The sequence below is a fragment of the Microbacterium sp. HJ5 genome, from assembly GCF_054824025.1.
The window spans coordinates 193039-218954 of sequence record NZ_JSYE01000013.1 but is presented as its reverse complement, the minus strand read 5'-3'; the positions used below and the strand labels follow the sequence as shown (position 1 = coordinate 218954).

The 25916-nt window shown below is 70.4% G+C and carries 22 protein-coding genes; 8 read left to right on the top strand and 14 right to left on the bottom strand.

The genetic code is table 11. From position 1 onward, the window contains the following. Positions 1–29: 29 nt before the first annotated feature. The 5 genes from OB08_RS07500 to rplU all read right to left on the bottom strand — a co-directional run bounded on the left by OB08_RS07500 (position 30) and on the right by rplU (position 4314). A complete protein-coding gene (locus OB08_RS07500; protein WP_461473702.1) occupies positions 30–1289 on the bottom strand; it encodes a glutamate-5-semialdehyde dehydrogenase in 1260 nt (419 codons plus the stop codon). Beyond that, positions 1289–2125, bottom strand: coding sequence for a glutamate 5-kinase (proB, locus tag OB08_RS07495; protein ID WP_461473700.1), 837 nt, complete (start codon positions 2123–2125; stop codon positions 1289–1291). The genes OB08_RS07500 and proB overlap by 1 nt, the downstream gene beginning before the upstream one ends. Beyond that, the gene (obgE, locus tag OB08_RS07490) at positions 2122–3630 is read right to left on the bottom strand and encodes a GTPase ObgE (protein ID WP_461473698.1); all 1509 of its coding nucleotides are present in this window, start codon (positions 3628–3630) and stop codon (positions 2122–2124) included. Before obgE ends, proB begins: the two co-directional genes overlap by 4 nt. 97 nt (positions 3631–3727) lie before the next feature. Next, the gene (gene rpmA / locus OB08_RS07485; protein WP_168914038.1) at positions 3728–3985 is read right to left on the bottom strand and encodes a 50S ribosomal protein L27; all 258 of its coding nucleotides are present in this window, start codon (positions 3983–3985) and stop codon (positions 3728–3730) included. 20 nt (positions 3986–4005) lie between these two features. Beyond that, positions 4006–4314, bottom strand: coding sequence for a 50S ribosomal protein L21 (gene rplU / locus OB08_RS07480; RefSeq protein WP_461473696.1), 309 nt, complete (start codon positions 4312–4314; stop codon positions 4006–4008). A 240-nt stretch (positions 4315–4554) separates the two neighbouring features. Here rplU and OB08_RS07475 point away from each other — a divergent pair, with 240 nt between their 5' ends. Further along, positions 4555–4830 carry a DUF4031 domain-containing protein gene (locus OB08_RS07475; RefSeq protein ID WP_461473694.1) on the top strand — a complete coding sequence of 92 codons (276 nt, stop codon included), beginning with the start codon at positions 4555–4557 and terminating at the stop codon, positions 4828–4830. 41 nt (positions 4831–4871) lie between these two features. On the opposite strand, the gene OB08_RS07470 is transcribed toward OB08_RS07475, so the two are convergent. Beyond that, on the bottom strand, positions 4872–7217 hold the full coding sequence (locus OB08_RS07470; RefSeq protein ID WP_461473692.1) for an Rne/Rng family ribonuclease: 2346 nt from the start codon (positions 7215–7217) through the stop codon (positions 4872–4874). Positions 7218–7523: 306 nt separating this feature from the next. On the opposite strand from OB08_RS07470, the gene OB08_RS07465 reads away from it, so the two are divergent. Next, on the top strand, positions 7524–8132 hold the full coding sequence (locus tag OB08_RS07465; protein WP_461473690.1) for a vitamin K epoxide reductase family protein: 609 nt from the start codon (positions 7524–7526) through the stop codon (positions 8130–8132). Positions 8133–8240: 108 nt separating this feature from the next. Here the strand turns inward: OB08_RS07465 and ndk are convergent, their stop codons facing one another. Genes ndk through ileS form a run of 4 tightly spaced genes read right to left on the bottom strand, consistent with a single transcriptional unit; the run spans position 8241 to position 13805 of the window. Continuing rightward, positions 8241–8657 carry a nucleoside-diphosphate kinase gene (gene ndk / locus OB08_RS07460; RefSeq protein ID WP_461473688.1) on the bottom strand — a complete coding sequence of 139 codons (417 nt, stop codon included), beginning with the start codon at positions 8655–8657 and terminating at the stop codon, positions 8241–8243. Continuing rightward, positions 8600–9082, bottom strand: a complete 483-nt coding sequence (locus OB08_RS07455) for a DUF4233 domain-containing protein (protein ID WP_461473686.1) — start codon at positions 9080–9082, stop codon at positions 8600–8602. Before OB08_RS07455 ends, ndk begins: the two co-directional genes overlap by 58 nt. Further along, the gene (locus OB08_RS07450; protein WP_461473684.1) at positions 9079–10437 is read right to left on the bottom strand and encodes a bifunctional folylpolyglutamate synthase/dihydrofolate synthase; all 1359 of its coding nucleotides are present in this window, start codon (positions 10435–10437) and stop codon (positions 9079–9081) included. Before OB08_RS07450 ends, OB08_RS07455 begins: the two co-directional genes overlap by 4 nt. After that, the gene (gene ileS, locus OB08_RS07445) at positions 10434–13805 is read right to left on the bottom strand and encodes an isoleucine--tRNA ligase (protein ID WP_461473682.1); all 3372 of its coding nucleotides are present in this window, start codon (positions 13803–13805) and stop codon (positions 10434–10436) included. The genes OB08_RS07450 and ileS overlap by 4 nt, the downstream gene beginning before the upstream one ends. Positions 13806–14075: 270 nt before the next feature. Here ileS and OB08_RS07440 point away from each other — a divergent pair, with 270 nt between their 5' ends. The 5 genes from OB08_RS07440 (at position 14076) to OB08_RS07420 (ending at position 20409) form a co-directional block, all read left to right on the top strand. Continuing rightward, the gene (locus OB08_RS07440) at positions 14076–15419 is read left to right on the top strand and encodes an MFS transporter (protein WP_461473680.1); all 1344 of its coding nucleotides are present in this window, start codon (positions 14076–14078) and stop codon (positions 15417–15419) included. A gap of 40 nt (positions 15420–15459) precedes the next feature. After that, positions 15460–16119, top strand: coding sequence for a pentapeptide repeat-containing protein (locus tag OB08_RS07435; RefSeq protein WP_461473678.1), 660 nt, complete (start codon positions 15460–15462; stop codon positions 16117–16119). Positions 16120–16159: 40 nt separating this feature from the next. After that, positions 16160–17482 carry a nuclease-related domain-containing protein gene (locus tag OB08_RS07430; protein WP_461473676.1) on the top strand — a complete coding sequence of 441 codons (1323 nt, stop codon included), beginning with the start codon at positions 16160–16162 and terminating at the stop codon, positions 17480–17482. 97 nt (positions 17483–17579) lie between these two features. Further along, complete coding sequence (gene valS / locus OB08_RS07425) at positions 17580–20159, top strand: valine--tRNA ligase (protein ID WP_461473674.1); 2580 nt, start codon at positions 17580–17582, stop codon at positions 20157–20159. A gap of 1 nt (position 20160) precedes the next feature. After that, entirely contained in the window at positions 20161–20409 is a 249-nt protein-coding gene (locus OB08_RS07420; RefSeq protein WP_461473672.1) for a hypothetical protein, read from the top strand. Between the two features lie 6 nt (positions 20410–20415). On the opposite strand, the gene OB08_RS07415 is transcribed toward OB08_RS07420, so the two are convergent. From OB08_RS07415 to OB08_RS07405, 3 genes are read right to left on the bottom strand one after another with little or no spacing between them, the layout of a single operon-like run. Next, positions 20416–21786, bottom strand: coding sequence for an MFS transporter (locus OB08_RS07415; RefSeq protein WP_461473670.1), 1371 nt, complete (start codon positions 21784–21786; stop codon positions 20416–20418). Continuing rightward, the gene (locus tag OB08_RS07410; RefSeq protein WP_461473668.1) at positions 21783–21992 is read right to left on the bottom strand and encodes a hypothetical protein; all 210 of its coding nucleotides are present in this window, start codon (positions 21990–21992) and stop codon (positions 21783–21785) included. Before OB08_RS07410 ends, OB08_RS07415 begins: the two co-directional genes overlap by 4 nt. Then, positions 21989–22591 (bottom strand): ArsR/SmtB family transcription factor, encoded by a 603-nt coding sequence (locus OB08_RS07405; RefSeq protein WP_461473848.1) that lies wholly within the window; start codon positions 22589–22591, stop codon positions 21989–21991. Before OB08_RS07405 ends, OB08_RS07410 begins: the two co-directional genes overlap by 4 nt. A gap of 142 nt (positions 22592–22733) precedes the next feature. On the opposite strand from OB08_RS07405, the gene OB08_RS07400 reads away from it, so the two are divergent. Next, on the top strand, positions 22734–24785 hold the full coding sequence (locus OB08_RS07400) for a M3 family metallopeptidase (RefSeq protein ID WP_461473666.1): 2052 nt from the start codon (positions 22734–22736) through the stop codon (positions 24783–24785). 60 nt (positions 24786–24845) lie between these two features. Here the strand turns inward: OB08_RS07400 and OB08_RS07395 are convergent, their stop codons facing one another. Next, a complete protein-coding gene (locus OB08_RS07395; protein ID WP_461473664.1) occupies positions 24846–25904 on the bottom strand; it encodes an alpha/beta fold hydrolase in 1059 nt (352 codons plus the stop codon). Positions 25905–25916 lie beyond the last annotated feature (12 nt).

Sequence of the window (25916 nt, the reverse complement as noted above, 5' to 3'; positions counted from 1 at the left end):
GGGCACAGGCTGTCTTTCAGTTTAGGCGGTCAGTCGCGTACTTGTCCGACGCCCCGCGCAAGCCACTTCGTGCTCGTCAGCTCGGACAGGCCCATCGGGCCGCGCGCGTGCAGCTTCTGCGTCGAGATCCCGACCTCGGCGCCGAAGCCGAACTCACCGCCGTCGGTGAACCGCGTGGACGCGTTGGCCATCACCACAGCGGAGTCGACCTCCGCGAGGAAGCGCTCGGCGTTCGCCTCGTCCTCCGTGATGATCGACTCGGTGTGGTGGGTCGAGTAGCGGCGGATGTGGGCGAGCGCCTCATCGAGGTCGTCCACGACCCGCATGGCGACGTCGAGGCTCAGGTACTCGGTCTCCCAGTCCGACTCGGTTGCGGGCTCCACTCCCCCGGCCAGCGCCGCCACCGACTCATCGCCGTGGACCGTGACGCCGGACGCGCGGAGCGCGTCGACCACGGGAGGGACGAGACGCGGTGCGGCCGCCTTCAGCACCAGCACTGTCTCTACGGCGTTGCACACGCTCGGCCGCTGCGTCTTGGCGTTGACGACGATGTCGCGCGCCCACTCGAGCGGCGCGGACTCGTCGAGCACGATGTGCACCACGCCCGCCCCGGTCTCGATCACCGGCACCGACGATTCGGTCACGACGGTCTCGATGAGCTGGGCGCTCCCGCGCGGCACGAGCACGTCGACGATGCCGCGCGCGTGCATGAGCTCCCGGGCGCCCTCGCGGCCGAAGTCGTCGACCGTCTGGATCGCCTCGGGGTCGATCCCGCTGTCGGCCAGGGCACCGCGCATCGCACGCACGAGCGCCGCGTTCGAGCGCTCCGCGGCCGACCCGCCGCGGAGCACGACGGCGTTGCCCGAGCGGAGTGCAAGGGCGGCGATGTCGACCGTGACATTGGGGCGGGCCTCGTAGATCGACCCGACCACGCCGAACGGAACGGCGACCTTCGTGAGCGAGACGCCGTTGGCGAGCGTGCGTTCGTCGAGCACACGCCCGACCGGGTCGGGAAGCTCGGCGACCTCGCGGACCGCCGACGCGAGGGAAGCCACACGCGCGGCATCCAATCGCAGACGGTCCTGCAGTGCGACCGAGAGCCCGGTCGCACGACCGCGCTCGAGATCCTCGGCGTTGGCGGCGACGATGTCGTCGGCTGCCGCCTCGATCGCCGCGGCGATCGCCTCGAGCGCGTCGCGCTTGCGCGCATCGGTGAGCAGGCCCACGCTGCGCGAGGCCTCCTTGGCGAGCAGCATCCGCTCTCGTGCGGTGGTGGCCGTCGTGGTCATCAGCCCAGTTTATCGACGGCGGTCCGCACCGGACCGGTGGCGGCGGGCGCCGTCGGCTCGGGGTTCGGCTGGAACCACGTGCCGATGTCGGCGCCGTCGAGCGCACGGTCGACCAGGTCGGCACTCGTGACGAGCACGCCGATCCCGGATGCCGCGGCCAGCCGCGCCGCCGACACCTTCGTCGCCGCGCCGCCGGTGCCGACGCTGTTGACGACGACGGAGCCGAACTCGAAGCCGTGCAGGTCGTCGCCGTACGCGACGCGCGGGATCGGCTCGGCGCCCGGCTCGTCCGGCGGACGCGTGTAGAGGCACTCGATGTCGCTCAGCAGGACGAGGGCGTCGGCGCCGATCAGCTGGGCCACGAGGGCTGCGAGGCGGTCGTTGTCGCCGAAGCGGATCTCGTGCGTCGCCACGGTGTCGTTCTCGTTGACGATCGGCAGGATGCGCAGCCCGAGCAGACGCTCCATCGCACGACGCGCATTCGAGCGGTGGGTGGCGTTCTCCAGGTCGCCGGCGGTGAGCAGCACCTGCCCGGCGACGATGCGGAACGGTCGCAGCGCGGCCTGATAGCGGTAGATCAGCACGTTCTGCCCGACGGCGGCGGCGGCCTGCTGCGTCGCGAGATCGCTGGGCCGCTCGTCGAGGAGCAGGTACGGCATGCCGGTCGCGATCGCGCCGGAGGAGACGAGCACGACTTCGGTGCCGCGCCCGTGTGCCGCGGCGAGGGCATCGACGATCGGGCCGATCTTCTCGGCGTTGTCGCCGCTGATCGACGAGGAGCCGACCTTCACCACGACCCGCCGGGCCCGGGGCAGGTCGTGACGCTCGAGCGTCACTCCTCGCCCTCCGCGCTCCAGTCCTTGGCTGCGATGCGCTCGGCCTCGAGCTCGGCGCGCGCCTCGGCCTTCGCGTCCATCATGTCGTGGTAGCGCTCGCGCCGCTCGGACGTCGTGCGACGGCTGCTCTGGACGAGACGGGGGTCGGTGCCTCGCGGAGCGGTCGCCAGCTCGGCGACCGATTTGAGCGAGGGCTCCCAGTCGAAGACGATGCCGTCGCCCTCGCCGATCACGACCGTCGCGCCCGGCGTCGCGCCGCTGCGGAACAGCTCGTCCTCGACGCCCAGCTTCTCGAGGCGGTCGGCGAGATAGCCCACAGCCTCCTCGTTCTGGAAGTCGGTCTGCTGCACCCACCGGACCGGCTTCTCACCGAGGATCCGGTAGATGTTGCCGTAGGTGCCGCCCTCGACCCGCACCCAGAAGTCCTTCTCGGAACCCTTCGGGCGGATGACGATGCGCTCGGGTGCCGGCGCCTTCGCCTGCTCGACGCGGTGGGCGGCGACGATGTCGCCGAGGGCGAAGGTGAGCTGGCGGAGGCCCGCGTGGCTCACCGTCGAGATCTCGAACACGCGGAACCCGCGGGCCTCGAGCTCGGGGCGCACGAGATCGGCGAGGTCCTTCGCCTCCGGGACGTCCACCTTGTTCAGGGCGACGAGCTGCGGCCGCTCGAGCAGGGGTACCTGTCCGTCCGGCACCGGGTAGGCGCCGAGCTCGGCGAGGATCACGTCGAGGTCGCTCAGCGGGTCGCGGCCCGGGTCGAGCGTGGCGCAGTCGAGCACGTGGACGAGCGCCGTGCAGCGCTCGACGTGCCGCAGGAACTCGAGACCGAGCCCCTTGCCCTCGCTCGCACCCTCGATGAGTCCGGGGACGTCGGCGACTGTGAAGCGCACGTCACCGGCCTGCACGACGCCGAGGTTGGGGTGCAGCGTCGTGAACGGGTAGTCGGCGATCTTCGGTCGCGCGGCGGAGACGGCCGCGATGAGGCTCGACTTGCCGGCCGATGGGAAGCCGACCAGTGCGACATCGGCGACGGTCTTCAGCTCGAGCTGGACATCGCCCTCCCAGCCGGGGGTCCCGAGCAGGGCGAATCCGGGGGCCTTGCGCTTGGGGTTCGCGAGGGCGGCGTTGCCGAGCCCGCCGAGACCTCCCGGGGCGACGACGAAGCGCATACCGGGGTCGATCATGTCGACGAGCGGCTCGCCCGAGGCATCCTTCACCACCGTTCCGACCGGAACGGGAAGCTCGAGCGACTCGCCCGCCGCACCCGACCGGTGGTCGCCCATGCCGAACCCGCCGTTGCCGCCGGAGCGGTGCGGCGAGTGGTGGTACGAGAGCAGCGTCGTGACCTGCGGGTCGGCCACGAGCACGACGTCGCCGCCGTGCCCGCCGTTGCCGCCGTCAGGGCCGGCCAGCGGCTTGAACTTCTCACGGCGCACGGACACGCAGCCGTTGCCGCCCTTGCCGGCGCGCAGATGCAGCGTCACACGATCGACGAACGTGACCATGCGATCCCCCTCACGAAAAGGTCTGGGTCAAGCCCAGAGTAAAGGGAAAGGGGCGAGCCGAAGCCCGCCCCTTCCTCGAGTGTGTGCAGCCCGGGGATTACTCCGCGGCGGCCACGATGTTGACGACCTTGCGGCCGCCCTTCTGACCGAACTCGACAGCGCCCGCTGCGAGAGCGAACAGCGTGTCGTCGCCACCGCGGCCGACGTTGGCGCCGGGGTGGAAGTGGGTGCCGCGCTGACGGACGATGATCTCGCCGGCGAGGACCTGCTGGCCGCCGAAGCGCTTCACGCCCAGTCGCTGAGCGTTGGAGTCACGACCGTTGCGGGTGGAGCTTGCGCCCTTTTTGTGTGCCATCTCTGCGTCTCTTCCTGGACTTACTTGATGCCGGTGACCTTGACGCGCGTGAGGTCCTGACGGTGCCCCTGGCGCTTCTTGTAACCGGTCTTGTTCTTGAACTTCTGGATCACGATCTTGGGGCCGCGCTCCTCGCCGAGGACCTCGGCCGTCACGGTCACCTTGGCGAGCTTGTCGGCGTCGGTGGTGACCTTGTCACCGTCGACGAAGAGCACCGCGGGGAGCTGGATCTTGTCGCCGATCTTCGCGGCCTGGCGGTCGAGAACGACGATCGTGCCGACCTCGACCTTCTCCTGCCGGCCACCGGCGCGCACAACTGCGTAAACCACTTCACACCTGTTTCTACTGGGATGGAGCGCACGGCTCCGGTTGTCTTTGCGAGACTCTGCTCTTGCGAGAAGAGGAAGTCCTGGTGCGGGAGCGACGGCTCCAGCCGGCTGCTGAGCCTGTCGAGCATCGCCATCATCCTGCGAAACGGGACGCACCAAAGGACTACTTTACCGGATGCCGCGACCAACGGCAAAAGCGCGGCGGGCCGTGTCGTCCCGGGCGTTCAATATGATCGCGACATGGCGATCCTCATCGACGACGCGCTCTGGCCGGCGCACGGCCGGCGCTGGGCGCACCTGGTCAGTGACAGCGACCTCGATGAGCTGCACGCCTTCGCGGCGGCCAACGGCATCCCGCGGCGCGGCTTCGACCTGGATCACTACGACGTCCCCGACGAGGCGCACGAGCGACTGGTCGCGGCAGGCGCCGAGCATGTCAGCGGCCACGAGCTCGTGCGGCGGCTGATCGCGTCCGGACTGCGGGTCAAGGGGCGCGACCGCCGCACCGGCCGCTGACGCCCCTGACACGGGACGAGGGCCGGCGACGGCGTTCTGCGTCAGTCCTCCGCGGGGGCGTGCGACACCGGCGTGCCGGTCAGGGCAGCCGTGGTCACTCGGCGGCGCGAGCGGCCCTGACCGGGCGCCTTGGGCTCGGGCAGCGCCGAGAGCACCGAGTCGAGCAGCATGTCCTTCTCGGTCTTGGGCGACTTCGCCTTGCCCGGCGACTCCCCGCGCTTCTTGCGGGGCTTCTTCGGGCGCTCGGCGGGCGCCTCCGCGGCGGCGGGGGCCGCCTCTTCGGCCGGCACCTCGTCGTGGTGGTGGATCGTCGACGCGGCGATCTGCGCGAGAGCGGACTTCACGCCCTCGGTGATCGTGTGCGTGCCGTTCGAGCCGCCGTTACCCTGCTGGGGGGCGCCACCGCCACCGCCGCGGGTCCGCCGGCCGGACGTCGAGCCGCCGGACGGCTGGGCGCCGCGGTGCTTGACGACGGGGTCATGATGCACGATCACGCCCCGGCCCGCACACACCTCGCACGGCTCACTGAACGTCTCGAGCAGGCCGAGGCCGAGCTTCTTGCGGGTCATCTGCACGAGGCCGAGCGAGGTGACCTCGGCGACCTGGTGCTTCGTGCGGTCACGGCTGAGGCACTCGACCAGACGCCGCAGGACGAGGTCGCGGTTGGACTCGAGCACCATGTCGATGAAGTCGACGACGATGATGCCGCCGATGTCGCGCAGGCGCAGCTGGCGCACGATCTCTTCCGCGGCCTCGAGGTTGTTCTTGGTGACGGTCTCCTCGAGGTTGCCGCCGGAGCCGACGAACTTGCCGGTGTTGACGTCGACGACCGTCATCGCCTCGGTGCGGTCGATGACGAGCGAGCCACCCGAGGGGAGCCACACCTTGCGGTCGAGCGCCTTCTCGATCTGCTCGGTGACCCGGAACTCGTCGAACGGATCGGCGTCGCCCTCGTACGCGACGACCCGGTCGAGCAGATCGGGCGCGACGCTCTCGACGTAGTTCGTGATGGTGTGGTGCGCGTCCTCGCCCTGGATGAGCATGCGCGTGAAGTCCTCGTTGAAGACGTCGCGCACGATCTTGACCAGCAGGTCGGGCTCGGAGTGCAGCAGCGCCGGCGCCTGGATGGTCTGCACCTGCTTGCTGACGTGCTCCCACTGCGTGGTGAGGCGCTGCACGTCGCGGGTCAGCTGCTCCTCGGTCGCACCCTCGGCCGCGGTGCGCACGATCACGCCCGACGACTCGGGGAGCACCTCCTTGAGGATCTTCTTGAGGCGCGCGCGCTCGGTGTCGGGCAGCTTGCGCGAGATGCCGTTCATGGCACCGCCGGGCACGTACACGAGGTAGCGGCCGGGAAGCGAGATCTGGCTCGTGAGGCGCGCGCCCTTGTGGCCGACCGGGTCCTTCGTGACCTGGACGAGAACCTTGTCGCCGGACTTGAGCGCGAGCTCGATGCGGCGCGGCTGGTTGCCGGTCTCGACCGCGTCCCAGTCGACCTCGCCCGAGTAGAGCACCGCGTTGCGGCCGCGCCCGATGTCGACGAAGGCCGCCTCCATGCTCGGCAGCACGTTCTGCACGCGCCCGAGGTAGACGTTGCCGATGAGCGACGCGTCCTGATTGCGCGCGACGTAATGCTCGACGAGCACGTTGTCCTCGAGCACGGCGATCTGGATGCGCCCGTTCTTGGAGCGCACGATCATGACGCGGTCGACCGCCTCGCGACGCGCGAGGAACTCGGCCTCGGTGACGACGGCGCGGCGACGACCGGCCTCGCGACCGTCGCGACGGCGCTGCTTCTTGGCCTCGAGACGCGTGGAGCCCTTGATGCGCTGCGGCTCGGTGATGAGCTCGACGGCGCGCTGGCGAGGCTGCGCGGGCTCCGAGGGGGCGGATGCCTCGTCCCTGCCCTCCCCGCGGCGGCGGCTGCGACGGCGGGACGAGCCCGACGACTGCTCCTGCTCGCGCTCCTCCTCCGGCGGCGCCGGGAGGACGGTGATCTCGGGGGCGTAGAAGTGCAGCTGGGTCGACACCGCCGAGACGAAGACCTCGGGGAGCAGCCCGAGCGCGACCGCCGTGACGGGCTTCTCGGGCTCCTGCTCCGCGGGCGTCTCGACCGCGGGCGTCTCGGTCTCGACGGGCGTCTCGGCCTCGGCCGGAGCCTCGGTCTCGACGGGCGCCTCGGTGTCGACGGGCGCCGCGGGCGCGGCATCCGTCACCTCATCGCCGGAGGCGGGGGCCGGAGCGCCCTCCTCGTACACCTCCACCGCCTCGATGACGGCCTCGGTCTCGGCCTCCGCGATGTCGGCGGGCGAGCCCTCGGCGTCAGCCGCTAGCGGCGGTGCCGATTCGTCGCGGGGGTCGAATTCTGAATCTGTTCCATCGGCCATCACTGGCTTACTCCCTGCGGGTCGGCACCGCGCGCCGCCCGGCGAAATCTCTTGCGGTGCCGCACCTGCGGTGCCGCGAACTCACTCGGTCTGCAACGGGATCCCGGCTCATGCGGCGGGAGCTCTCGCTGCCAAGGGCATTCGTCGCCCTGAAGTCTTCTGGTGATGCGGGTCGCAGCGCGGCCGCGGCGCATCGACGACCATTATCGCACTTTCGCCCGGCGATTGCTCGTCGGCGCCACGCCGACGATTTCCCACGGCCCGCTGCCAGGCATCCGCAAGGGGGCCGATGCCATAATCCGAGGCATGCCGCACCCGCAGACGCACACCCGTCCCATCGGTCTCGCCGTGTGGCTGATCATCGCCGGCGCGATCGGGTGGGTGGCCGCCTTCGCGCTGACCATGGAGCGCCTGCACCTGCTCGCCGATCCCGACGCGATCGCCTCGTGCGACCTGAGCCCGCTCGTGCAGTGCACGAAGAACCTCGACTCGTGGCAGGGCGCCGTGTTCGGCTTCCCGAACCCCCTGCTCGGCATCGCCGCGTGGGTCGCGCCGATCGTCGTGGGCGTGGCCATCCTCGCGGGCGCGCGCTTCGCCCGCTGGTTCTGGTGGCTGTTCGAAGCCGGCATGCTCTGCGCCTTCGGCTTCGTGATCTGGCTCATCAGCCAGAGCATCTTCGAGCTCGGGACGCTCTGCCCCTGGTGCATGGTCACGTGGGTCGTGACGATCCCGACGTTCTACGCCGTGACGCTGCACATCCTGCGGTCGGGCATCGTGCCCGTGCCGGGCGGAGTGGCCAAGGCCGCCGACCGTCTGATGGGCTGGCTGCCGCTGCTGGCGGTCGCCAGCTATGCGGTGATCGCGATCATCGCCCAGGTGCAGCTCGACGCGCTGCAGCGCATCTTCCCCGGCTGACCACTCCCCTTCCGAGGCCATGAGTGCCGAGGGGTCGCAGATCACCGCTCGGATCTGCTGGAACCGGTGATTCGCGACCTGTCGGCGCCGGCGGCAGGGGCGGGAGGGTCAGGGGAACCAGATGCCGAGCTCGCGAGCGGCGGACTCGGGGCTGTCGGAGCCGTGCACGAGGTTCTGCTGCACCTTGAGGCCCCAGTCGCGGCCGAAGTCGCCGCGGATCGTGCCGGGGGCGGCCGTGGTCGGGTCGGTGGTCCCCGCGAGCGAGCGGAAGCCCTCGATGACGCGGTTGCCCGCGAGCCGGATCGCGACGGACGGCCCCGACATCATGAACTCGAGGAGCGGCTCGTAGAACGGCTTGCCCTCGTGCTCGGCGTAGTGGCGCTCGAGCGTGCCGCGGTCGGGCTCGACCAGGCGGATGTCGACGAGCGAGTAGCCCTTGGCCTCGACGCGGGCGAGGATCGCGCCGGTCAGGCCGCGTGCGACGCCGTCGGGCTTGACGAGGATGAGGGTCTCTTCGGTGGCCATGTCAGTCTCCGTTCGCCGTTCCGGCTTGTTGAGGGGGGTTTCGCGGCCAGCTGGGCGTTGCGCCGATCGAGCTGGGCTCCCTTGATCGTCGCATACGCGTACATGCCGCCGAAAATGAGGGCGACGAGGCCGAGAGCGGGAACCAGGATCGCACCCAGCGCGACGACGAGCTGGAGCACCCAGCCGAAGGCGATCCCCCACGGGTAGCGCACGAAGCGGCCGGCGAGGATCATCAGCACCGCCACGACGGATCCGGCGACGATGCCCCACCACGGCTCGATGGGCTCGGGCAGCGCCTTGAGGCCGTAGATCACGAGCCCGCCGAGGAACGCGATCACCGACTCGAACGCCAGCACGATCGACGCGAGCGACTCGGCGGCGCCGCGCGCTCGGCGGGGGCGCGGCGCGTCGGCCGGAGCGGTCACGCGTCCCACCCGCTCTTCCAGTCCTCGGCGCCCGCGAGGGCGAGCGCCTGACCGGCGAGCACGACCGAACCCGCGATGACGACGGCACGGCGATCGGATGCCGCACCCCACGCCCGTGCCGCCTCGGCAGCCTGGGCGAGGTCGTCGTGAACGGTCACGGTCAGCCCCTGGGCTTCGGCGAGGTCGGCGATGCGGTCGGCGTCCTCGGCGCGATCCGAGGCCGGCGCCGTCGCGAAGACGTGCGCGGCGACCGGTGCGAGCTCCGCGACGATCCCCGCGGCGTCCTTGTCGGCGAAGACGCCCAGCACGACCCCCCATTCGTCGAAGTCGAACGACTCGCGCAGCGCAGTGACCAGCGCCCGCGCGCCGTGGGGGTTGTGCGCGGCGTCCACCAGGACGGTCGGCGCGATGCCGACGAGCTGAAGTCGACCGGGGGCGGTGGCCTGCGCGAGCCCCTCGGTGAGCACGTCGCCCGCGATCGGCTGCGAGCCGCCGCCGATGAGGGCCTCCACGGCGGCGATGGCGAGGGCCGCGTTGAAGCCCTGGTGGCCGCCGTAGAGAGGGAGGTACTCGTCGTCGTAGGTGCCCGCGAGGCCCCGGACCGTGAGCTGCTGGCCGCCGACGGCCAGACGCTGCTCGGCCAGGCCGAAGTCCTGCCCCTCGAACGCGACGGTCGCACCGCGCGCGGCGGCCGCCGCGCGCAGCACGGCCTCGGCTGCGGCATCCTGTCTCGCCGACACGACCGCGGCACCGTCCTTGATGATGCCGGCCTTCACGGCCGCGATCTCGGCGATGGTGTCACCCAGCCGGTCGGCATGGTCGATGTCGATCGGGGCGAACACGGCGACGTCGCCGTCGGCGGTGTTCGTCGAATCCCACGCGCCGCCCATGCCGACCTCGAGCACGAGCACGTCGATCGGAGCGTCGGCGAAGGCGACGAAGGCCAGCACCGTCAGGAGCTCGAAGAACGTCAGCGGGGCGTCGCCGGCCGCGGCCAGCTCGGCGTCGACGAGCGCGACGAACGGCTCGATCTCGTCCCAGGCGTCCGCCACCGCCGCGTCGGCGATCGGTTCGCCGTCGACCATGATTCGCTCGGTGAAGCGCTCGAGATGCGGACTCGTGAAGAGCCCGGTGCGAAGTCCGTGGGCGCGGACGATGCTCTCGATGATCCGGCTCGTCGACGTCTTCCCGTTCGTGCCCGTCACGTGAACGACGCGATACGTCTTCTGCGGGTCGTCGAGCAGCTCGAGCACCCGGCGGGTGCGCTCGACGCGCGGCTGCACCCAGCGCTCGCCCTGTCGCTCGAGCAGCGACGCGTAGACGGCGTCGGCGCGGGCTGTGTCGCGATCGGTCATGCGGACGCCTCCACCTTCGTCACCGCGACGGCGAACGCCCCGCGGTTGGCGTAGGTGCCCGCGGCGAACTGGCCGACGTGGTCCGGCGCGGGCTCGGCGGGCAGGCTGCCGCGCGGTCCGTACAGCGCGTGCTCGACGGCGAGCGTCTCCCCCGCTACATCGGCGACGTCGAACGCCGTCTCGACCGCGACGCGGTCATCGACGTCATCGAACGCGAGATGCAGCCGGATCCGGTCGCTCACGTCGAAGCCGGCGGCCTTGCGCGTGTCCTGCACGGCGCGGATCACGTCACGAGCGAGACCCTCGGCCTCGAGCTCCGGCGTCGTGGTGGTGTCGAGCAGCACGAAGCCGCCGTCCGACAGCAGCGCGATCGCCGTGCCCTCGTCGACGCCGCCGGCCTCGAGGGTGAGGTCGTACTCGTTCTCCTGCAGGGCGACGCCGTCGACGACGACGCCGCCGTCGACCTCCTCCCACACGCCGGCCTTGGCGCCGGCGATCACGTGCTGCACCTGCTTGCCGAGACGCGGGCCTGCCGCGCGCGCGTTCACCGAGAGCCGCTTGCTGATGCCGTACTGCTCGGCGACGTCGGCACCGAGCTCGACGAGCTCGACCGCCTTGACGTTCAGCTCGTCGCGGAGGATGCCCTCGAACTGCGCGAGGGACGAGGCATCCGGAACCACGACCGTCAGCTTCGCCAGCGGGAGCCGCACGCGACGCCCCTCCTTCTTGCGCAGAGCGTTCGCGACACTGGAGACCTGCCGCACGGCGTCCATCGCAGAGCGGATGTCGTCGGCCGCCGGATACGCGTCGGCGTCGGGCCAGTCCTCGAGGTGCACGCTGCGACCGCCGGTGAGCCCCTGCCAGACCCGCTCCGACACGAGCGGGATGAGGGGCGCGGCCACGCGGGTCAGCGTCTCGAGCACGGTGTACAGGGTGTCGAACGCATCGCGGCTCTCCGGGTTGTCGGAGACACCCACCCAGAAGCGGTCGCGCGAGCGGCGGATGTACCAGTTCGTGAGCGCCTCGGCGAAGTCGCGGAGCTTGGCGGCTGCGAGCGTCGAGTCGAGTCCCTCGAGGTCGGCGGCGACGTCGCGGACGAGGTCGCCGGTGAGGGCGAGGATGTAGCGGTCGAGCACGTCCGTCGAGTCGGTGCGCCACGAGGCCTCGTAGCCGCCCCCCTCGGGGCCGCCGGCCGCGTTGGCGTACGTCGCGAAGAAGTACCACGCGTTCCACAGCGGAAGGAGGAACTCGCGCACACCGGCGCGGATCCCCTCCTCGGTCACCTTGAGGTCGCCGCCGCGGAGCACCGAGCTCGCCATCAGGAACCAGCGCATCGCGTCGGAGCCGTCGCGGTCGAACACCTCGCTGACGTCGGGGTAGTTGCGCAGCGACTTCGACATCTTCTGGCCGTCGTCGCCGAGCACCGTGCCGTGGCAGGAGACGCCGACGAACGCGGGGCGGTCGAACAGCGCCGTCGAGAGCACGTGCATGACGTAGAACCAGCCGCGGGTCTGCGGGATGTACTCGACGATGAAGTCGGCGGGTGAGTGCGCGTCGAACCAGTCGTGGTTCTCGAACGGGTAGTGCACCTGCGCGTACGGCATCGACCCCGAGTCGAACCACACGTCGAAGACGTCCTCAATGCGCCGCATCGTGCTGCTGCCCGTCGGGTCGTCGGGATTCGGGCGCGTGAGGTCGTCGATGAACGGCCGGTGCAGGTCGACCTCGCCCTCGGGATTGCGCGGCAGGCGGCCGAAGTCGCGCTCCAGCTCTTCGAGTGAGCCGTACACGTCGATGCGCGGGTACTCGGGGTCGTCGCTCCGCCACACAGGGATGGGCGACCCCCAGTAGCGGTTGCGACTGATCGACCAGTCGCGCGCACCCTCGACCCACTTGCCGAACTGCCCGTGCTTGATGTTCTCCGGAACCCACGTGATCTGCTCGTTGTTCTCGAGCATCCGGTCCTTGATGTCGGTGACGCGAACGAACCAGCTCGAGACGGCGCGGTAGATGAGCGGGTTGCGGCACCGCCAGCAGTGCGGGTACGAGTGCTCGTAGCTCGCGAGGCGCAGCAGGCGCCCCTGCTGGCGGAGCAGCCGCACGAGCGGCGTGTTGGCGTCCATCCAGAGCTCGCCGGCGACATCGGTGACCTGCGGCAGGAAGCGCCCGCCGTCGTCGAGGCTCATGATGAGCGGGATGCCGGCCGCCTCGGTCACGCGCTGGTCGTCCTCGCCGTAGGCCGGCGCCTGGTGGACGATGCCCGTGCCGTCGCCGGTCGTGACGTAGTCGTCGACGAGGATGCGCCACGCGTTCTCGGTGCCCCAGGTCGCGGCATCCGCGTAGTAGTCGAACAGGCGGTCGTACGCCACGTCGGCGAGTTCGGATCCCATGACCGTCTGGACGATCGCGGCGCGCGCTTCGTCGGCCGACTCATAGCCGAGGTCCTTCGCGTAGCCGGAGAGGAGCTCCTCGGCGAGGAGATAGCGGTGCGCGTAGGCCTCGGCGGCTTCGTCGGGGTGACCGTCCGGAGCGTGGTGGACATCGGCGGCGCCCGCCGGACCGGCGGGCAGCACGACGTAGCGGATGTCGGGACCGACGGCGAGGGCGAGGTTCGTCGGCAGCGTCCAGGGCGTCGTGGTCCAGGCGAGTGCGCGCACCCCGGTGAGTCCGAGCGCCTCGGCCTTGAGCCCGACGAGCGGGAAGGTGACGGTGACGGAAGGATCCTGGCGCATCTTGTAGACGTCGTCGTCCATGCGCAGCTCGTGGCTGGACAGCGGTGTCTCATCGCGCCAGCAGTAAGGGAGCACGCGGTACCCCTCGTACGCGAGGCCCTTGTCGTGGAGCGTCTTGAACGCCCATAGGACGGACTCCATGTACGACGTGTCGAGCGTCTTGTAGCCGCGCTCGAAGTCGACCCAGCGGGCTTGGCGGGTGACGTAGTCCTCCCACTCGCGCGTGTAGGCGAGCACGGACTCGCGGGCCTTCGCGTTGAACGCCGCGACGCCCATCTCTTCGATCTGGGTCTTCTCGGTGATGCCGAGCTGCTTCATCGCCTCGAGCTCGGCGGGAAGCCCGTGGGTGTCCCACCCGAACACGCGGTCGACCTTCTTGCCGCGCATCGTCTGGAAGCGCGGGAACAGGTCCTTCGCGTACCCCGTCAGGAGGTGGCCGTAGTGGGGCAAACCGTTGGCGAACGGCGGGCCGTCGTAGAAGACCCACTCGTCGGCGCCGTCGCGGTTCGCGATCGACGCCCGGAACGTGTCGTCGGCCTGCCAGAAGGCGAGCGTGTCGCGCTCGATCTCGGGGAAGCGCGGGCTCGGCACGACGGAGTCGGCGGCGGGTCCGAACGAGGACTTGGGGTAGGTCATGTCACTCCAGCAGGTTGCGGTGCTTCCTGCGAGGACGACCCTTGCGAGCCGCGGTACCACCCCGCGTGGCCCACGCCGTGCGGCGGCGGACCCTCTCTCACTGCGGCTGTGACGGGCCTGGCCCGCTCGGTTCTAGTGAGGACCGGAGTCCTGTTCTTCCGAGAGCTCCCCGGTGATGGCCGGATCGGTGCTGATGCCTCGAGTCTACCGGTGCCGCGCAAGGGGAATGCCGGGACGGATGCCGCTGTTTCTGGACTCGTGCCAAGATTGATGCCCGTGACCTCTTCCGCAGCACCCGACGCCACCTCGACCCCCACCCGCCGCGTGGCGTGGGCATCGATGGTCGGCACCTCGCTCGAATCGTTCGACTTCTACGTCTTCGCCTACTTCTCGGCCTTCTTCGTCGGACCGCTCTTCTTCGAGCCGCTCGGCGAGATCGGCTCGACGGCGGCAGCCTTCCTCACCATCGCACTCGCCTTCGTGGTGCGCCCCATCGGCGCCATCCTGTTCGGCTACATGGGCGACCGGCTGGGGCGCCGCGCCACGCTGCTGTGGACGATCGGCATCATGGGCGTCGCCACGGGAGCGATCGGCCTGCTCCCCACGTACGCACAGGCCGGCTGGATCGGCGCGGTGCTGCTCGTGCTGCTCCGCATCGCGCAAGGCCTCTCGCTCGGCGGCGAGTGGGGAGGGTCGATCCTCATCGCGACGGAGCACTCCGGCAAGGTGAAGCGTGCGTTCTACGCCGCGATCCCGCAGCTCGGCTCGCCCGTGGGCTCCATCCTGTCGGCGACGCTCTTCATCATCATGACGGTGGCGCTGCCCGCCGAGGAGCTCGTCGCGTGGGGCTGGCGCATCCCGTTCCTCATCGCGATCCCGCTGCTGCTCGTCTCCCTGTACCTCCGCTGGTCGATCACCGAGACCCCCGTGTTCGAAGAGGTCGTGTCCGAGGGCCGCCGCGATCGCGTGCCCTTCGTCTCGATGTTCACCCAGCGTCCGGCCGCGATGGCGATCGCGATCGGCGCGGCGCTGCTCGGCATCGGCTCGTACTCGCTCATGAACACGTACACGATCAACTACGGCGTGGAGCGACTGGGCTTCAGCTTCCAGGACCTGCTCATCGCCACCACGATCGGCGGTCTGCTGCAGCTCGTCACGATCCCGCTGTTCGGAGCCTGGGCCAGCCGCATCGGATCGGCCCGCGTCGTCATGTGGGGTGCACTCGGCACGCTGCTGATCGCGTTCCCGATGTACTGGCTGCTGCAGTTCTCGACATTCCCGGTCCTCGTCGCCACCATGATCGTCGGCGGGATCCTGCCCACGATGGCCTGGGCTGCGCTCGGCGGCCTCATGAACGACCTGTTCCCCGACCGGTTCCGCTACTCGGCGCTGTCGTTCGCCTACGCCCTGGCCGCCACGATCAGCGGCTTCGTGCCGTACCTCACCCTCGAGCTCGGCGTCGCGACCGACTTCGCGTGGTGGCACCCCGGCGTCGTGCTGGCCATCCTGTCGGCGGTCACCCTCGTGTCCGCGTGGGCCGCGTCTCGTCTCCCCGTCGAGCCCGAGTTCAGCGGAGCCCACGAGCGCGAGAGCGAACCCGCACCCGCCGCCTGACCGCGCGCCCGGAGTCGGGCCCCGACGATAGCGTCGTCGCATGGCCCGACCTCCGGCACGTCCGCTTCCGCCGCGAGTCCTCCCGCCCGACCTGCCGCCGGACCTCGGCGAGATCGTCGGCTTCACACCTCGCGAAGAGCACTTCCGTGCCCGCATCACCGGCCTGGGGGGCGAATCGGATGCCTCGCACTCCGACATCACCGAGTGCGTCGTGGTCGCGGCATCCGTCGACCGCCTGGACGTGACCGGCGCGACGCTCGTCGATGTCCGGATCGACGAGCTGCGCGCGACCGCCGTGCACGGACGCGAAGCCCGGCTGCGCCGCGTGCGCCTCTCGGGCGGACGCATCGGCACCCTCGATCTGACGGCCGCCGGCGTCGACGAGGTCGAGCTGCGCGGCGTCCGGATCGACTACCTCACCCTGGGCGGCGCCAAGGTCGCCGACCTGCTGGTGGCCGGCTGCACCATCGCGACGCTCGACCTCCCGCAGGCGACGCTGTCGCGCGTGCGCTTCGACGACTCCCGGGCCGACGAGGTCGACACCCGGGGCATGCGCGCCGACAGTCTCGATCTGCGGGGGCTCGACGCGGCGGCGTACCTCGATGTCGGCTCGCTGCGCGGCGCGACGCTGAGCACCTGGCAGGTCGAGCAGCTCGCCCCGGCCTTCGCCGGGGCGCTCGGCGTCGACGTGCAGGACTGAGGTGCCGGGCGCCCGCACGGATGCCGGTACCGTGAGGAATGTGACCGAGGCCGATCAGCCGCCGCGCGCAGCAGACCCAGCCGGGCGGCCGCGTGGCGACCTCCGCGCCCGCATCGCCGGGCACGGCGTGATCGAGCAGCTGCTCGCCGCACAGCACCGCACACGGACTCGGCGCCCTGGTGACGATCACCTCACCGCGACGCTCGACCCCGAGTCCGAGAGCTGGTACTCCGGCGCGATCGGGGAGATCCGCGTCGGGCTGATGCTCGCCATCCTCGACCCTGAGTGGTGGACCGTGCTGCATTCGGTTCCCGTCGGCGATCGCGGCAGCGATCTGGACCATCTCGTGATCGGTCCCGCCGGAGTATTCGTCATCAACACCAAACGACACTTCGGAAAGCGCGTCTGGGCCGCCGGGCATGGTCTGCGAATCGAGAATCACCAGGTGCCGTACCTGCGCAATCTCGAACTCGAGATCAGTCGGACGGAGGACGCCCTGAGGCGCGCCTCGGGTCTCTCCGTGGACGCGGTCGGCATCGTCGCCGTGGTGGATGCTGCGTCGGTCACCGTGACTGCGCCGACGGCCATCCTTCACCACGAGGCGCATGTGATGGATGCCGACGCGCTCCTCTCCTTCCTCAGCGCGCGGCGCCGCGTGTTCAGCGATGATCAGGTCGCCAGGATCGTCGAGGCGGCGGTGCGTCCCGAAACCTGGACGCGCACACCTGCGCCGGCCACGGAGGACGGACCCCTTCTCCGACTCCGGTTCGAGGCGCTGCGCGTGCGCCTCGAAGCGGGTGGCCGACCGATCGGGGCGAGCCCGCGCACCGCCCCGAGCACGCGGCAGCGCTCGGCAGGGAGACCCGGCCCAAAAGGATCACCGGTGCGCGCCAGCCGCCGAGGTCCAGCCTGGACGAGCCTTCTGGCGGGGTTGGCCGCTCTCGCGGCCGCCTGGTGGCTGTTTCAGTACGGCCCCGGTCAGCTCACCACGCCGCCGGTGGATCCGGGCTTCTCGTCGGCCGCGGAGGAACAGGCGGCGCTCATCGAGTTCGCCGGGACGACAGCGATGCTCATCGACGAGCACAGTCCCGGTGGAACTCGCCCGGACCGACTCGCCCTCACGCCCGGCACGTCGGTTCTGCAGACGCCCGGAGGCGCGACACTGGTGGATCTCCCCGACGGGACGGCCGCCTCCTACGCGCCCAGTGACGACCTGCGCACCTACACGCTCACGCTGACCGGCGCCCAGTTCGGCACCGTGGTGACCGTCTCGCCCGAGACGGGCGTCATCCTCGCCCCCGCTCCGACACCCGGCGGCCAGCAGCAGTCCCCCGCCGCTTCCGGCGTCGACGTGCAGGACTGAGCCGCCGGGCGCCCGCGCCCCAGCGGGTAGAATCGTCCGACAACCCACACTCAGGCACGCTCACACAGTGCCGCACATATCGATCGAGGAGACCCCCATGGCCGACGCGCAGATTCCCGACAAGCCCGCACTCGAGGGTCTCGAGAGCAAGTGGGACACCGCCTGGACCGCGCAGGGCACCTACCTGTTCGACCGCATCCGCGCCGCCGAGGTGGGCCGCGCCGGCATCTTCTCGGTCGACACTCCCCCGCCGACCGCGTCCGGCAGTCTCCACATCGGCCACGTCTTCAGCTACACGCACACCGACGTGAAGGTGCGCTTCGAGCGCATGCGCGGCAAGACGGTCTTCTACCCGATGGGCTGGGACGACAACGGCCTTCCGACCGAGCGCCGTGTGCAGAACTACTACGGCGTCCGCTGCGACCCGTCGCTGCCGTACGACGCCGACTTCACGCCCCCGTACGAGGGCGGCGACAACAAGTCGAGCCGCGCCGCCGACCAGGTGCCGGTGAGCCGCCGCAACTTCATCGAGCTGTGCGAGAAGCTCACGGTCGAGGACGAGAAGCATTTCGAGGCGCTGTGGCGTGCGCTGGGCCTCAGCGTCGACTGGACGCAGACCTACCGCACGATCTCCGACGAGACGATGCGCACGAGTCAGCTCGCGTTCCTGCGCAACCTCGAGCGCGGTGAGGCGTACCAGTCCATGGCACCCACGCTGTGGGACATCGACTTCCGGTCGGCGATCGCCCAGGCCGAACTCGAGGACCGCGACCAGCCCGCCGCCTACCACCGCGTCGCGTTCCACAAGGCCGACGGCACGGGCGACGTGCACATCGAGACGACCCGTCCCGAGCTGCTCCCCGCCTGCGTCGCGCTCGTGGCGCACCCCGACGACGAGCGCTATCAGCCGCTGTTCGGCTCGACGGTGCGCACGCCGCTCTTCGACGTCGAGGTCCCGGTGCTCGCGCACCCCCTCGCGCAGCAGGACAAGGGGTCCGGCATCGCGATGATCTGCACCTTCGGCGACGTCACCGACATCATCTGGTGGCGCGAGCTCGACCTGCCCAACCGCACGATCCTCGGCCAGGACGGTCGCGTCATCCTAGAGGCGCCCGATGTGATCGAGACGGATGCTGCGAAGGCGGCCTACGCGGAACTCGCCGGCAAGACCGTGTTCAGCGCCAAGAAGCGCATCGTCGAACTGCTGCAGGAGTCCGGCGAGATGGAGGGCGACCCCAAGCCCTTCACGCACGTCGTGAAGTTCTACGAAAAGGGCGACCGCCCTCTCGAGATCGTGTCCACGCGGCAGTGGTACATCCGCAACGGCGCCCGCGACGAGTCGCTGCGCGACAGGCTCATCGCCCTCGGCCGCGACGTGTCGTGGCACCCCGACTTCATGCGCGTCCGCTACGAGAACTGGACGAACGGACTGACCGGCGACTGGCTCGTGTCGCGGCAGCGCTTCTTCGGCGTGCCGATCCCGGTCTGGTACGCGCTCGACGAGAGCGGCGAGCGGGACTACTCGCGGGTCCTCACCCCCGACACGGCCTCGCTTCCGGTCGACCCCACCACCGATGCGCCCGCGGGCTACACCCCGGATCAGCGCGGGGTGCCGGGCGGGTTCGACGGCGAGCAGGACATCTTCGACACGTGGGCCACCTCGTCGCTCACGCCGCAGCTCGCCGGCGGCTGGGAGCGCGACCCCGAGCTGTGGAACCTCGTGGCGCCGTTCGACGTGCGTCCGCAGGGTCAGGACATCATCCGCACGTGGCTGTTCTCGACGATGCTCCGCAGCGCGCTCGAAGACGGCCGCGCGCCGTGGACGGATGCCGCGATCTCGGGCTTCATCGTGGACCCCGACCGCAAGAAGATGTCGAAGTCCAAGGGCAACGTCGTCACCCCCGCCGACATCCTGGCCCAGCACGGCTCGGACGCCGTCCGGTACTGGGCGGCATCCAGCCGGCTCGGCACGGACGCCGCGTTCGACCCGCAGAACCCGACGCAGATCAAGATCGGCCGGCGCCTCGCGATCAAGGTGCTCAACGCCGCCAAGTTCGTGCTGTCGTTCCCCGTCCCGGAGGGTGCGCAGATCACCCACGCGCTCGACGCCTCGATGCTCGCAGCGCTCGACGGCGTGGTGCGCGACGCCACCAAGGCCCTCGAGTCCTTCGATCACGCCCGCGCTCTCGAGCTGACCGAGTCGTTCTTCTGGACCTTCTGCGACGACTACCTCGAACTCGTCAAGGAGCGGGCCTACAACCAGACCGACGTCGGACAGGCGTCCGCGGCACTCGCGCTCCGCACCGCGCTGTCGACCCTCCTGCGCCTGTTCGCGCCGGTCATCTCGTTCGCGGCGGAGGAGTCCTGGTCGTGGTTCAACGAGGGCTCGGTGCACACCGCACCGTGGCCGGAGCCGCTCGGCATCGACGGCGACACCGCGGTCCTGTCGGTCGTCGGTGAAGCGCTCATCGGCATCCGTCGCGCCAAGACCGAGGCCAAGGCCTCGCAGAAGACACCGGTCACCCGTCTCACGATCGCCGGGCCCGCAGCATCCCTCGACGTCGTCCGCCTCGCGGAGGGCGACCTCAAGGCCGTCGGACGCATCGCCGAGATCGCCTACGCCGACGCCGACACCCTCGAGGTGTCGGGCGTCGAGCTCGCACCCCAGGAGGACTGACATGCAGCTCGGCACCCGCTGGACCTCGGGCGACGAACCGCCCCGAGCGGTCCCCGAGGCGCTGCGGCGCGGCATCTGCTCCGTCGACGAGACGATCCCCGCCGACCAGCTCGGCCAGCCGCGCCCGCGATGGACACTCACCTGGCTCGAGGGCCGGCCCATCGCCGAGCTCGACACCGGGATCATCGTGTCGCTCGACGAGAACGGCGAAGCCGTCGCCCGGAACGATCCGGAGGACGGCTTCGGCTGATCCGTCTCACTCCTCCGGCGCGTTGTGGTTCGACGCGTCGAGGAGCAGCCGCGCCCCGACCAGTGCCGTCACGAGCGTGATCGCGCCCGCGATGAGGAACGGCAGCCGCAGGTCGCTGCGCGCGACCAGTCCGCCGAGCAGCGTGGCGAACGGGAACAGCCCCCACGTGAAGGTGCGGATGATCCCGAGCACGCGCCCGAAGATCCTGCCCGGGACGATCGCCTGCCGAAGCGCGCCCCACGGCACGTTCCACACCGAGACGGCGCACGCCATCAGCGCGTAGGCGATGATCCCGGTGATGAGTTCGGGCGCCGCCCACACCGCGACGAGGGATGCCGCGGCCACCAGGTTCGCCCCGAGCATCACGCGCCCGCGGCCGAACCGCTCGACGAGCGACGAGGCGATGAGCGACCCGGCCAGCGCACCCAGGCCGATGCCCGCGGTGACGACGCCGACGGCCGCCGGAGCCACCGACAGCTCGTCGAGGAAGTAGAGGATCGTCGGCGCCTGAGCGAACGAGAAGGCCGACCCGACGATCGACGTGAAGACGACCATCGAGCGCAGGAAGCGGTGGTTCCACAGGTAGGCGATGGCCTCGCGGGCCGACGTCGATCCGGGCGAGGGAGTGGACGCCGCGGGCTCGGCTGCCGGTTCGGCCGGCGTCACAGCCGCCGCGAGCGGCTCTGCCCCCACCGCCGCGGCGGGGGGCTGGGGAGCGCCCTGCCGTTGCGCGGGCTCGTCCCGCAGCGGGCGCGCAGCCGAGAGGGGAAGCATCACCGCGAGAGCGATGGGAATGAGGTATCCGGCGGCACCGACCCACAGCGGCAGCGCGAGCGAGACCGCGAACAGGACTCCGCCGATCGGGGTCGCGATGAAGTTGTCGATGGTGATCTGCGCGGCCTGCAGGAATCCGTTGGCGCGATCGAGCGAGCGACGCTCGACCACGGAGGGGACGATGGCGTTCGTGGCGTTGTCGAACAGCGTCTCGCCCAGGCCGAACACGAGCGTGGCGGCGAAGAGCCACCAGATGTCGAGCATGCCCGTCACGGTCAGCACGGCGAGCCCGACCGCCGCCAGTCCGCGGAGCGTGTTGGCGAGGGCCATGATGTATCGCCGGTCGTACCGGTCGACGATCATGCCCGCGGGAAGTCCGAAGACGAGCCACGGGAGGAACGCGAGCGCGCCCAGCGCGGCGATCGCGAGCGGATCGCGCGTCAGCGTCGTGGCGATGAGCGGCACCGCGATGCGGCCGATGCCGTCGGCGAGGTTGCTGAACGCCGCGGCGGTCCACAGCTTGCCGAAGTCGGCGGACAGAGGGGGTCGGCCCTTGCGCCCGGCCCCCTCGGTCTCGTCCACCGCGTCCACGGTGTCGGTCATCGCGGCAGCATCCCGATCGATCCCATCGCCAGCGCGTCGGATCGCGTCTCGCCGGCGGCGGTCTGTGCGTCGACGGGCCGGCGGGAGGCCGCACGACGTTCGAGACGCGACGCGACGAAGCGATCGAGGCCGGTCGCGGTGGTGAGGAGCATCCGCTCGAAGCCCGTGGTGCGGACGACGGCGGTCGGTGCGGTGAGAGCGGTCATGACTGTCCTCCGAGTTCGGGAAGCGGGAAGAGGTCGGCCCGGATGGTGACGGGCCGTACGTTCTCGCCGGTCTGATTGCGATGGTTGTCGACGGCCTCGTCGATCAGGGCCATGATCTTGAGAGCGAGCTCCTTGCTCTGCTCGGGCGTGAGTCGCGCGGTGGCCGTGGAGACGAGCGTGCCCTCCTGCCACATCTCGTCTTCACCGCCGATCCCGCGATTGACGAAGTCCAGAAGCTGATCGTTGCGGTTGCGCAGGAATTCGTTCATGACGACCTGTGTCGCAGCGCGCCCCGCCGGCGTGGTCATGGCGTCGGGGTTGGCGAACGACACACCGCCGACTGGACGCTCCCACCACCGCTCACGGCCCGTGCCGCGGTCCTCGGCCTCGCGGATGAGGTCGTGCTTGGCGAGCGCGCGCAGGTGGTAGCTGGTCGACCCGCTCGACTCTCCGAGCCGCTCGGCGAGCGAGCTCGCGGTCTGCGGCCCGTACTGGCTGAGGATGTCGTAGATCTTCACCCGGAGCGGGTGCGCCAGCGCGCGGAGCGCGCCTGAATCGAGGACGCGGTCCTCGTTGTGGCGCTGTTCGGAACGGGCCATCGCTTCGGCCTGCTCGCTGCCCTGGTTCTCTGCCATGCCCTCACATTAGCAATGCAAAGAATTCTTTGCAAGTGTTTCTTTGCAAGGATGTTTTTGCAAAGGTTCGGCGGCATGGCCGCCATCCGCGACTAGGCTGGTCGCCATGCCGAACGACAACCCGCTGCTCTCCCCTGCGCCTCTCCCCTACGGCCTGCCCGATTACCGGGCCATCCGCCCGGAGCATTACCTGCCGGCGTTCCGGGCCGCTTTCGAGGAGCACGCGAGCGAGGTCTCCCGCATCACACGCGTCCGCTCCATGCCGACCTTCGAGAACACCCTCGTCCCGCTCGAGGAGAGCGGAAAGCTTCTCGGCGACGTCTCGCGGACGTTCTACACCGTCTCCTCAGCGGACGCGACGCCCGAGATCCAGGCGATCGAGGAGGAGCTCGCACCTCTGATGTCGGCGCACCAGGACTCGATCCAGCTCGACGCGCAGCTGTACTGGCGCATCAAGACGATCCACGATCAGCTCGATGAGCTCGGGCTGGACCCCGAGCAGCGCTACCTCGTCGAGCGGCACCACCGCGAGATGACCCACGCCGGGGCGGGCCTGGACGACGCTGCGAAGGAGCGCCTGACCGGGCTCAACCAGCGGCTCTCGACGCTCACCACGTCGTTCGAGAAGAACCTCCTCAACGACACCAACGATCTCGCCGTGGTCTTCGACAGCGCGGACGAGCTCGACGGCCTCACCGAGGGCGAGCTGTCGGCTGCCGCGCAGGCCGCCCGCGACCGCGGGCTGGAGGGCAAGTGGGTCGTGACCCTGACCCTCTTCACCGGCCATCCGTACCTCGCGACGCTGACGGACCGCGCGAGCCGCAAGCGCATCCTCGACGCGTCCCGCGCGCGCGGCTCGCGCGGGAACGACAACGACAACCGCGCGGTGCTGCTCGAGATCGTGCGCCTGCGCGCCGAGCGCGCAGCCCTCCTGGGCTACGACACGCACGCGGCGTACATCACGTCCGACGAGACGGCCGGCTCGCCGGAGGCCGTCCACGACCTGCTGCGGCGTCTCGCCGTACCGGCCGCAGCGAACGCGAAGAAGGAGCAGGCGGCGCTGCAGGCGATCGTCGACGCGGAGCCGCGGCCGTTCGCGCTCGAGGCCCACGACTGGGCCTTCTACACCGAGAAGGTGCGCTCCGCCGAGTACGACCTCGACCGGAGCGCCCTGCGTCCGTGGTTCGAAGCGGAGCGGGTGCTCCAGGACGGCGTCTTCCGCGCCGCCACCGACCTCTACGGGGTCACGTTCACCGAGCGGACCGACATCCCCGCGTATCACGCCGACGCCCGCGTGTTCGAGCTGCACAATGCGGACGGCAGCGAACTCGGCCTGTTCGTCCTCGACCTCTATACCCGCGACACCAAGCGCGGCGGAGCGTGGATGAATTCGATCGTCTCGCAGTCCGCGCTGCGCGGCACGCGGCCGATCGTGGTGAACAACCTCAACGTCCCCAAGCCGGCGCCGGGACGACCGACCCTGCTCACCCTCGACGAGGTGACGACCTTGTTCCACGAGTTCGGCCACGCGCTCCACGGACTGTTCGCGACCGTCACGTACCCGCACTTCGCCGGGACGAACGTGTTCCGCGACTTCGTCGAGTTCCCCAGCCAGGTCAACGAGATGTGGATCTACTGGCCCGAGATCCTGGCGGCGTACGCGCGTCACGTCGACACCGGCGAGCCGCTCCCCGCCGAGGTCGTAGAGAAGCTCCACGCCTCCGAAGCCTTCAACCAGGGCTTCGCCACGAGTGAGTACCTCGCCGCCTCGTGGCTCGACCAGGCCTGGCATTCGCTCACCGAGGAGCAGGCCGCGGCCGACATCGACGTGGCGTCGTTCGAGGCAACCGCTCTCTCGGCCATCGGCCTCGACAACCCCGCGGTTCCGACCCGCTATTCGTCGACGTACTTCGCGCACGTCTTCTCGGGCGGCTACAGCGCGGGCTACTACTCGTACATCTGGAGCGAGGTGCTCGACGCCGACACCGTCGAGTGGTTCCGCGAGAACGGCGGACTCACCCGCGACAACGGCGATCGATTCCGGCAGCGCCTGCTCGGCGTGGGCGGCTCGAAGGATCCGCTCGAGGCCTACCGCGACTTCCGCGGACGGGATGCCGACATCCGTCCGCTCCTGGAGCGTCGCGGCCTCGTCGCCTGATCCTCGCCGGGCTGCGCGATCGTCTCGCTCAGCCCGGCGGCGATGCCGACACCGCGCGCCTCATCCGGAGGGGTGCGCGGTCACCCAGGCCGCGGCGGCCGCGCGCGACGGGACGCCCAGCTTTCGCCGGGCATTGGCGACATGACGATGGACGGTGTGCACGCTGAGGAAGAGCTCGGCAGCGATCTGCCCGTCGGTGAACCCCTGCGCCACGAGCTGGAGCACGATGCGCTCTCGCGCGGTGATGGGCGAGTCGGGGTCGACATCCGCACCGTCGTGCTGCGCGAGGTTTCCCATCCGCGAGGGATCCACCCCCGCGAAAGCGAGAGCGTGACGCAGGACGGCGGCGCTGTCTCCGTGCCACGGGTGATGGGCTGTGCCGTCGAGGACCTCGAGCCGGGCGCCGGGCACGGCGCGCGCGGTGGCCATGCCGAGGGCTAGCGGGATCGCCCGGTCGCCGCGCCGGTGAAGCACCACGGTCGGGGCGGCGACACCGGAGGCGGCCCCGCGCGCGTCGAGCCCGTAGACCCCGGCGAGGGCGGCGGCGGCCGCCTCGCCCGGCCCGCTCATCCGCTGATGGTGCAGGAACGCCGCGTGCTGCTCAGGTGTCGCCTCTGGGTAGAAGACGTCGGACATGATCCGCCCGCCGACGCCCCAGCTCCGCCGCACGAGCTCGACCAGGGCGGCGCGATCATCCTCCGCTGCGATGTCCGCGCCGCGCAGGTAGGCGCCGGAGAGGATGAGCCGGTCCACTCGGTCGGGATGCCGCGCCGAGAACTCGATGGCGACCGGGCAGCCCGACGACCCGGCGAGCAGCGTCACGCGCTCGGTGCCCGCCGCGTCGAGGACCGCCCGGAGAGCGTCGAGGTGCCGCGTCATGTCGGCGGGGGCGGTGTCGGAGCGCGTCAGCCCGCTGCCGGGGGCATCCATGCGGATCACGCGGCGATGGCGCACGAGTTCGCCGACGAACCGGCGGATCGGCACGTACTCCATGTCGTGGATCAGATGGCTCATCCACCACCCGCCGAGAAGCAGCGGCGCTCCGCCGCCCGCCTCGGCCCAGGCCACGTCGTCGGAACCCGACCACGCGTGCTGGATTGCGAATGCCGAGCTCGCCACGACATCAGTATG

What these genes read in the sequence shown, in the direction of transcription:
- OB08_RS07500 (WP_461473702.1), bottom strand. Translation starts at nt 1,289, where the DNA reads ATGACCACGACGGCCACCACCGCACGAGAGCGGATGCTGCTCGCCAAG.
- obgE (WP_461473698.1), bottom strand. Translation starts at nt 3,630, where the DNA reads ATGGTCACGTTCGTCGATCGTGTGACGCTGCATCTGCGCGCCGGCAAG.
- rpmA (WP_168914038.1), bottom strand. Translation starts at nt 3,985, where the DNA reads ATGGCACACAAAAAGGGCGCAAGCTCCACCCGCAACGGTCGTGACTCC.
- OB08_RS07475 (WP_461473694.1), top strand. Translation starts at nt 4,555, where the DNA reads ATGGCGATCCTCATCGACGACGCGCTCTGGCCGGCGCACGGCCGGCGC.
- OB08_RS07470 (WP_461473692.1), bottom strand. Translation starts at nt 7,217, where the DNA reads ATGGCCGATGGAACAGATTCAGAATTCGACCCCCGCGACGAATCGGCA.
- OB08_RS07465 (WP_461473690.1), top strand. Translation starts at nt 7,524, where the DNA reads ATGCCGCACCCGCAGACGCACACCCGTCCCATCGGTCTCGCCGTGTGG.
- ndk (WP_461473688.1), bottom strand. Translation starts at nt 8,657, where the DNA reads ATGGCCACCGAAGAGACCCTCATCCTCGTCAAGCCCGACGGCGTCGCA.
- OB08_RS07450 (WP_461473684.1), bottom strand. Translation starts at nt 10,437, where the DNA reads ATGACCGATCGCGACACAGCCCGCGCCGACGCCGTCTACGCGTCGCTG.
- ileS (WP_461473682.1), bottom strand. Translation starts at nt 13,805, where the DNA reads ATGACCTACCCCAAGTCCTCGTTCGGACCCGCCGCCGACTCCGTCGTG.
- OB08_RS07440 (WP_461473680.1), top strand. Translation starts at nt 14,076, where the DNA reads ATGCCCGTGACCTCTTCCGCAGCACCCGACGCCACCTCGACCCCCACC.
- OB08_RS07435 (WP_461473678.1), top strand. Translation starts at nt 15,460, where the DNA reads ATGGCCCGACCTCCGGCACGTCCGCTTCCGCCGCGAGTCCTCCCGCCC.
- valS (WP_461473674.1), top strand. Translation starts at nt 17,580, where the DNA reads ATGGCCGACGCGCAGATTCCCGACAAGCCCGCACTCGAGGGTCTCGAG.
- OB08_RS07420 (WP_461473672.1), top strand. Translation starts at nt 20,161, where the DNA reads ATGCAGCTCGGCACCCGCTGGACCTCGGGCGACGAACCGCCCCGAGCG.
- OB08_RS07415 (WP_461473670.1), bottom strand. Translation starts at nt 21,786, where the DNA reads ATGACCGACACCGTGGACGCGGTGGACGAGACCGAGGGGGCCGGGCGC.
- OB08_RS07410 (WP_461473668.1), bottom strand. Translation starts at nt 21,992, where the DNA reads ATGACCGCTCTCACCGCACCGACCGCCGTCGTCCGCACCACGGGCTTC.
- OB08_RS07405 (WP_461473848.1), bottom strand. Translation starts at nt 22,591, where the DNA reads ATGGCCCGTTCCGAACAGCGCCACAACGAGGACCGCGTCCTCGATTCA.
- OB08_RS07400 (WP_461473666.1), top strand. Translation starts at nt 22,734, where the DNA reads ATGCCGAACGACAACCCGCTGCTCTCCCCTGCGCCTCTCCCCTACGGC.